This window comes from Sabulicella rubraurantiaca (assembly GCF_017355885.1).
In the GTDB taxonomy this organism is placed as follows: domain Bacteria; phylum Pseudomonadota; class Alphaproteobacteria; order Acetobacterales; family Acetobacteraceae; genus Roseococcus; species Roseococcus rubraurantiacus.
Genome location: NZ_JAFEUU010000013.1, coordinates 104,905 through 111,182 on the forward strand (window position 1 = coordinate 104,905; position 6,278 = coordinate 111,182).

A 6,278-nucleotide genomic window follows, 5' to 3' on the forward strand; every position below is an offset into this window, starting at 1 on the left:
GTTGCGCCCATGGATGCCGAAGTGGAGTACAACAACCGCGCCCGCGTGCCGGAAAGCGGCGCGATCATTGCCGGCTGGGCCGAATCCGCCGCCCGATTCCGCGCTGCCCACCCACCCGAGACGCTGCCCTATGGATCGGGGCCTCGCGAGGCGATGGATCTGTTCCTGCCCACTGGCACGCCACGCGGCGCTGCGCTCATGATCCATGGCGGCTACTGGCAGGCGCTGGGGCGCGAGTGGGGCAGCCACTGGGCGGAGGGTCTGTTGGCGCAGGGCGTCGCGGTGGCGCTGCCCTCCTATGATCTGTGCCCCTCCGTGAAGCTGGCGCGCATCTGCGAGCAAATGGAGGCGGCAGTATCCGCACTGCATGCGCGCGTCGGGCTTCCCCTGCTGGCGATGGGCCATTCCGCGGGCGGGCACCTCGCTTCATGGCTGCTGGCGCGCGCGCCGCATGTCGGCGCCGCGATGCCGATCTCCGGCCTGTTCTGGCTGGAGCCCTTGCTCCCCACAAGCATCAATGTGGGGCTGCGGCTGGACGCGACGATGGCGCGCGACCTCTCGCCCGGCCTGTGGCCCTCGCCTGGCAAGCCATTGCACTGCATCGTCGGCGGGGCAGAAAGCGCGGAGTTCCTGCGCCAAAGCCGCGATTTCGTGCAGGCCTGGGGCGGCGGCTTCGACGCGCCGGAAGGGCTGAACCACTTCACCGTGCTCGACCCGCTTTCCGACCCGGCGCACCCCATGACGCGCCGCGCCGCTGCGCTTGCGGGGCAGGCATGCGGCTTGGTAATGGATGCTTGAACCTTGAAACATCAACGAACCGGGGAGTTCTTCATGGCGTCCCTGCCGCTTCTGACCCGCCGTGCCACGCTCGGTGCGGGCGCCGCCCTCCTCGCCACGCCGGCCCTCGCCCAGGGTGGTGCGCCGATCAAGGTGGGGCTCGTCGCCGTGCTGACGGGCCCGCAGGCCGCGCTCGGCACCCAGCTTCGCGATGGCTGGACGCTTGGGCTGCGCCATCTGAACACTCAGCTCGGCGGCCGCCCGGTCGAGACGCTGGTGATCGATGACGAGCTTCGCCCCGATGTCGCCGTCACCAAGGTGCGTGCGGCGCTGGAGCGTGACCGGGTGGATTTCGTGGTCGGTGTGGTGTTCTCCAACATCCTCCAGGCGATCATGCGGCCGGTGACGGAGGCGAACACCTTCCTGATCTCGACCAATGCCGGGCCGTCCACCTTCGCCGGACGCGGCTGCAACCCGTATTTCTTCACCACCTCTTACAACAACGACCAGGTCCATTCCGTGATGGGTCAGGCGGCGCAGGATGAGGGCTATCGCCGCGTCTTCCTGATGACGCCGAACTACCAGGCCGGGCGCGACGCCATGGCCGGATTCAAGTCCCGCTTTCGCGGCGAGGTGGTGGACGAGGTCTATGTGCCGCTCAACCAGCTCGACTTCTCGGCCGAGCTGGCGCGCATCGCCTCGACGCGGCCGGATGCGCTCTTCACCTTCATGCCGGGCGGGTTGGGCGTGAACCTTGTGCGGCAGTACCGGCAGGCGGGGTTGGCCAACATCCCATTCCTGTCCACCTTCACCGTGGACGAGGCGACGCTGCCCGCGCAGGGCGAGGCGGCGCTGGGCTTCTTCGCCGGCGCCAACTGGGCGCCCAACATGGACAACGAGCCGAACAAGCGCTTCGTGCGCGAGTTCGAGGCGGCGTTCAACTACGTCCCCGCCACCTATGCCGCGCAGAGCTACGATGCCGCCAACCTCCTGGACAGCGCGGTGCGGCGCGTGAACGGCAATTTGTCGAACAAGGGCGCGCTGCGCCAAGCGCTTGAGGCGGCGGATTTCCAGTCGGTGCGCGGTGGCTTCCGCTTCGGCACTAACCACTACCCGGTGCAGGATTTCTGGCTGTGCCGCGTGGCGCGCCGCACGGACGGCAAGTTCCAGACCGAGACGGTGCGCCGCGTGTTGGAGGCCAATGTGGACCCCTGGGCGGGCGAGTGCCGGATGCCCGCGCGGCTCTGACCACCCGGGCATGAACACGACGCTGCTGCTGGTGCAGGCCCTCAACGGCCTGCAATTCGGCGTCCTGCTCTTCCTGGTCGCGGCAGGGCTGACGCTGGTCTTCGGCGTCATGGACTTCATCAACCTTGCCCATGGCGTGCAGTACATGGTCGGCGCCTATCTGGGCGCGACGCTGGCCGCCATGACCGGCTCCTTCTGGCTCGGGCTGGTGCTGGCGCTGCCGGCCGCGCTCGCCTTCGGGCTGCTGCTCGAATGGCTGGTATTCCGGCACCTCTATGCGCGCGACCACCTGTCGCAGGTGCTGGCGACCTTCGGCGTCATCCTGTTCCTGAACCAGGGGGTGAAGGCGGTGTTCGGCGCCGCGCCCTTGCAGATGCCGGTGCCCGAGGCGCTGTCCGGCGGGGTGCGGATCATGGAGGGGCTACTCTACCCCACCTATCGCCTTGCCATCCTCGCGGCGGGGCTGCTGACGGCGGGGCTGCTTTGGTTCCTGGTGGAGCGGACGCGCGCAGGGATGCTGGTGCGCGCAGGCGCCAGTAACGCGCCCATGCTGGGGGCGCTGGGCGTGGACGTGAACCGGCTCTTCATGCTGGTCTTCGGCTTCGGCGCCATGCTGGCCGGCTTCGCGGGCGTCATGGCCGCACCCATCCTGTCGGTGGAGCCGGGAATGGGCGACAACCTGCTCATCCTTGCCTTCGTGGTGATCGTGATCGGTGGCATCGGCTCCGTGCGCGGCGCCTTCATCGCAGCGCTGCTGGTCGGTCTGGTAGAGACGATCGGCCGTGCCATGCTGCCGGATTTGATGCGCCTCTTCCTGGATCCCTCCGCAGCGCGGCAGACCGGCGCGGCCCTCGCCTCCATGCTGGTCTATGTGGTAATGGCGGTGATCCTGGCCGTGCGCCCCGCCGGCCTGTTCCCGGTTCGCCGATGAGGTGGCGCGATGTGATCCTGCCGCTGCTGATCTTCGCCGCGCTGGCCTTGGCGCCCTTCGTTGGCTTCGGCCAGGGCCATTCGCTGACGCTGCTGGCGCGGGCGATGATCTTCGGCATGGCGGCGATCTCGCTTTCCCTGCTGGTTGGCGGGGCGGGGCTGATCAGCCTGGGCCACGCGGCGCTGCTCGGCATCGGCGCCTATGCGGTGGTGGTGCTGGACCATGCGCGGGTGACGGATGCGCTGCTGGTCGTGCCCATCGCGGTCGCCGCCGCCGCGCTCTTCGCCTTGCTGACGGGGGCGGTGGCGATCCGCACCTCCGGCGTGCATTTCATCATGATCACGTTGGCCTTCGGGCAGATGGCCTTCTTCACCGCCTCCTCCCTCGCACTCTATGGCGGCGATGACGGCTACACCCTCTATGGCCGGCTGGAACTGGGCGGGTCGCGGCTGCTGGAGGACCGGCTCTTCTTCCACTTCGCCTGCCTCGCCCTGCTGGCCGGGACTTGGCTGCTGGTGGAGGCGCTGCTGCGGAGCCGGTTCGGCCGCGTTCTGCGCGCCGCGCGGGAAAACGAGATGCGTGCCCGCGCCGTCGGCTTCGCGCCCTATCCCTTTCGCCTCGCTTCCTATGTGATCGCCGGCGCCATCGCCGGGCTGGCAGGCGTGATGCTCGCCAATTCGGCGGAGTTCGTGGCGCCCGCCTACCTCACCTGGCAGCGCTCGGGCGACCTGCTCTTCATGGTGATCCTGGGCGGGCTGGCCGGGCCGCACGGCGCGCTGATGGGTGCGCTGGCCTTCGTGCTGATCGAGGAATGGCTGTCCCACCTGACGGAGCATTGGCGGCTGATCTTTGGGCCGCTCCTCGTCCTGTGCGTGTTCTTCATGCGCGACGGCATTGCGGGGCTGCTGCGTCGTGGCTGAGCCCCTGCTGGAGCTTCGGTCGCTGCGGAAATCCTTTGGGGGCCTCGCCGTCACGCGCGACGTGTCGCTTGCGCTCTCGACCGGCGAGATCCACGCGCTGATCGGCCCGAACGGCGCCGGCAAGACCACGGTGATCCACCAGGTCAGCGGCACGCTGCGGCCTGATTCCGGCCAGGTGATCTTCGGGGGCGAGGACGTGACGCGGCTGGGTCTCGCATCCCGAGCGCGGCGCGGCCTGGCGCGATCCTTCCAGATCACCTGCATCATCCCTGGCTTCTCCGCGCTGGAGAACGTGGCGCTGGCGGCGCAGGCGCGCGCCGGATCCTCCTTCCGCTTCTTCCGACCTGCGGCGGGCGAGGCGGCGCTGAACGGGGAGGCGATGGAGGCGCTGCGCGAGGTCGGGCTGCATGGCCGTGCCGATCTGCCGGCCGGCGCCCTGTCGCATGGCGAGAAGCGGCAGCTGGAACTGGCCATCGCCCTTGCCATGCACCCGCGCGCCCTGCTGCTGGACGAGCCCCTGGCCGGAACCGGGCCGGAGGAGGCGGAGCGGCTGATCCGCATCCTCTCGGCGTTGAAGCCGCGCTACGGCATCCTGCTGATCGAGCACGACATGCAGGCCGTCTTCGCCCTGGCCGACCGCATCTCCGTCCTTGCCGAAGGGCGCGTGATCGCGAGCGGCACGCCGGCCGAGATCCGCGCCGACGCGGCGGTGCGCGCCGCCTATCTGGGCGAGGAGGAGGGCTGATGCTGGAGGTGGAGGGGCTCGCCGCCAGCTACGGCCCCGCGCGCGTGCTGCACGACGTCGCCTTCACCGTGGGGGCGGGGGAGGTGGTGACGCTGCTGGGACGCAACGGCATGGGCAAGACCAGCACCGTGCGCGCCATCATGGGGCTGCTGCCCGCCCTGGGCGGCCGCGCGACGGAGGGGCGCATCCGCTTCGGCGGGGCGGATCTTCTCGGCCTGCCGGCGCACGTGGTCGCCCGCAAGGGGCTAGGGCTGGTGCCCGAGGGGCGGCAAGTCTTCCCGACCCTGACCGTGCACGAGAACCTGGTGGCGACCGCGCGGCCAGGGCGATGGGATCTCCACGCCGTCCACTCCTTGTTTCCCCGCTTGCGCGAGCGCGAGGGCAACATGGGCCGCGACCTGTCGGGCGGAGAGCAGCAGATGCTCGCCATCGGCCGCGCGCTGATGACCAACCCGCGCCTCCTCATCCTCGACGAGGCGACGGAAGGGTTGGCGCCGCTGATCCGCGCCGAGATCTGGGCCGTGCTGGCGCGGCTGAAGGCGGAGGGGCAGTCCATCCTGCTGATCGACAAGAACCTCGCCCAGGTGCTGCGCCTTGCCGACCGGCATGTCATCATCGAGCGTGGACGCACGGTCTGGAGCGGCGACAGCGCGGCGCTGGAGGCGGCGCCCGAACTGCGCGAGCAGTATCTGCACGTGTGAAGAAAGGGAGAGCAAGCAATGATCATGACACCCGGAATCACCCCCGCGGGTGAGGGCGAGAAGGGCGTGGTCTGGAACATCCTGGGCCAGACCTACAAGCCGAAGCAGCTTTCCGAGGCCTGCTTCACCTTCGAGACGCTCTTCCCCGACGGCACCTTCGTGCCGCCGCACATCCACACCACGCAGGACGAGTTCATCTATCTGCTGGAGGGCAAGTTCGAGTTCCTGCTGGATGGGCAGACCGTGCACGCGAAGCCGGGCGACCTGATCCGCCTGCCGATGGGCATGCCGCACGGCATCTTCAACAAGAGCGGCGCCGACGTGAAGGCGCTGTTCTATGTCAGCCCGTCGCGCAAGCTCTACGAGCTGTTCTCGCGCATTCACAACCTTTCCGATCCGAACGAGGTGGTCCGCATCTCCGCCGAGTGCGAGGTGGATTTCCTGCCGCCGCCGGGCTGAGCACGCCCGCATCGCGCCGCCCTGCCATGCGCGCAGGCGGCGCCCTTCCTGGCCGGGGCGGGGTTATCACGGCGCATGGCGCGTTTCGCTCTCCTCCTCGGCCTGCTGGCGGCTTTCGGGCCGCTTTCCATCGACATGTACCTGCCAGCCCTGCCTGCCATCGGCGCGGAGCTGGGCGGGGGCGTGGCGGGGGCTCATACCAAGTCCTGTTGATCAGAACCCATGGGTCCAGTCTCGAAGGCCGATGGACATGATGCGCCAGGGCTCGGCGATGAGCCGGTTCCAGGCGTGGCAGCAGTGATCGACGATGTCGTCGTGGGCGGCGAAGATACGGTTGGACAGCCAGTTGTCGCGCATGAACTGCCAGACGTTCTCCATGACGTTCAGCTCGGGGCACTTCGGCGGCAGCGGCAGCAGGCTGATGTTGGCCGGCACCCGGACCCGATCCGACAGATGCCAGCCCGCCTGATCGAGCAGCAGCACGGCGTGCCTGCCAG

9 protein-coding genes are annotated in these 6,278 nt (G+C 69.0%); 8 read left to right on the plus strand and 1 reads right to left on the minus strand.

The annotated features are described in order from the left end of the window. Nucleotides 1-9 precede the first annotated feature (9 nt). From JTJ31_RS19200 to JTJ31_RS19235, 8 genes are all read left to right on the plus strand, one after another. The gene (locus tag JTJ31_RS19200; protein ID WP_207540349.1) at nt 10-798 is read left to right on the plus strand and encodes an alpha/beta hydrolase; all 789 of its coding nucleotides are present in this window, start codon (nt 10-12) and stop codon (nt 796-798) included. Between the two features lie 33 nt (nt 799-831). After that, entirely contained in the window at nt 832-2,025 is a 1,194-nt protein-coding gene (locus JTJ31_RS19205) for an ABC transporter substrate-binding protein (RefSeq protein ID WP_207540350.1), read from the plus strand. 10 nt (nt 2,026-2,035) lie between these two features. Further along, nucleotides 2,036-2,956, plus strand: coding sequence for a branched-chain amino acid ABC transporter permease (locus JTJ31_RS19210; RefSeq protein WP_207540351.1), 921 nt, complete (start codon nt 2,036-2,038; stop codon nt 2,954-2,956). Next, nucleotides 2,953-3,876 (plus strand): branched-chain amino acid ABC transporter permease, encoded by a 924-nt coding sequence (locus tag JTJ31_RS19215; protein ID WP_207540352.1) that lies wholly within the window; start codon nt 2,953-2,955, stop codon nt 3,874-3,876. Before JTJ31_RS19210 ends, JTJ31_RS19215 begins: the two co-directional genes overlap by 4 nt. Further along, the gene (locus JTJ31_RS19220; protein WP_207540353.1) at nt 3,869-4,621 is read left to right on the plus strand and encodes an ABC transporter ATP-binding protein; all 753 of its coding nucleotides are present in this window, start codon (nt 3,869-3,871) and stop codon (nt 4,619-4,621) included. The genes JTJ31_RS19215 and JTJ31_RS19220 overlap by 8 nt, the downstream gene beginning before the upstream one ends. Continuing rightward, nucleotides 4,621-5,322: an ABC transporter ATP-binding protein gene (locus JTJ31_RS19225; RefSeq protein ID WP_207540354.1), complete on the plus strand. Its 702-nt coding sequence runs from the start codon at nt 4,621-4,623 to the stop codon at nt 5,320-5,322. Before JTJ31_RS19220 ends, JTJ31_RS19225 begins: the two co-directional genes overlap by 1 nt. An 18-nt stretch (nt 5,323-5,340) precedes the next feature. Next, complete coding sequence (locus JTJ31_RS19230) at nt 5,341-5,781, plus strand: cupin domain-containing protein (RefSeq protein ID WP_207540355.1); 441 nt, start codon at nt 5,341-5,343, stop codon at nt 5,779-5,781. Nucleotides 5,782-5,856: 75 nt separating this feature from the next. Further along, nucleotides 5,857-5,994, plus strand: a complete 138-nt coding sequence (locus JTJ31_RS19235; protein WP_207540365.1) for a hypothetical protein — start codon at nt 5,857-5,859, stop codon at nt 5,992-5,994. Here the strand turns inward: JTJ31_RS19235 and JTJ31_RS19240 are convergent. Next, a partial coding sequence (locus JTJ31_RS19240) for a transposase (protein WP_207540356.1) occupies nt 5,995-6,278 on the minus strand: 284 nt, incomplete at its 5' end.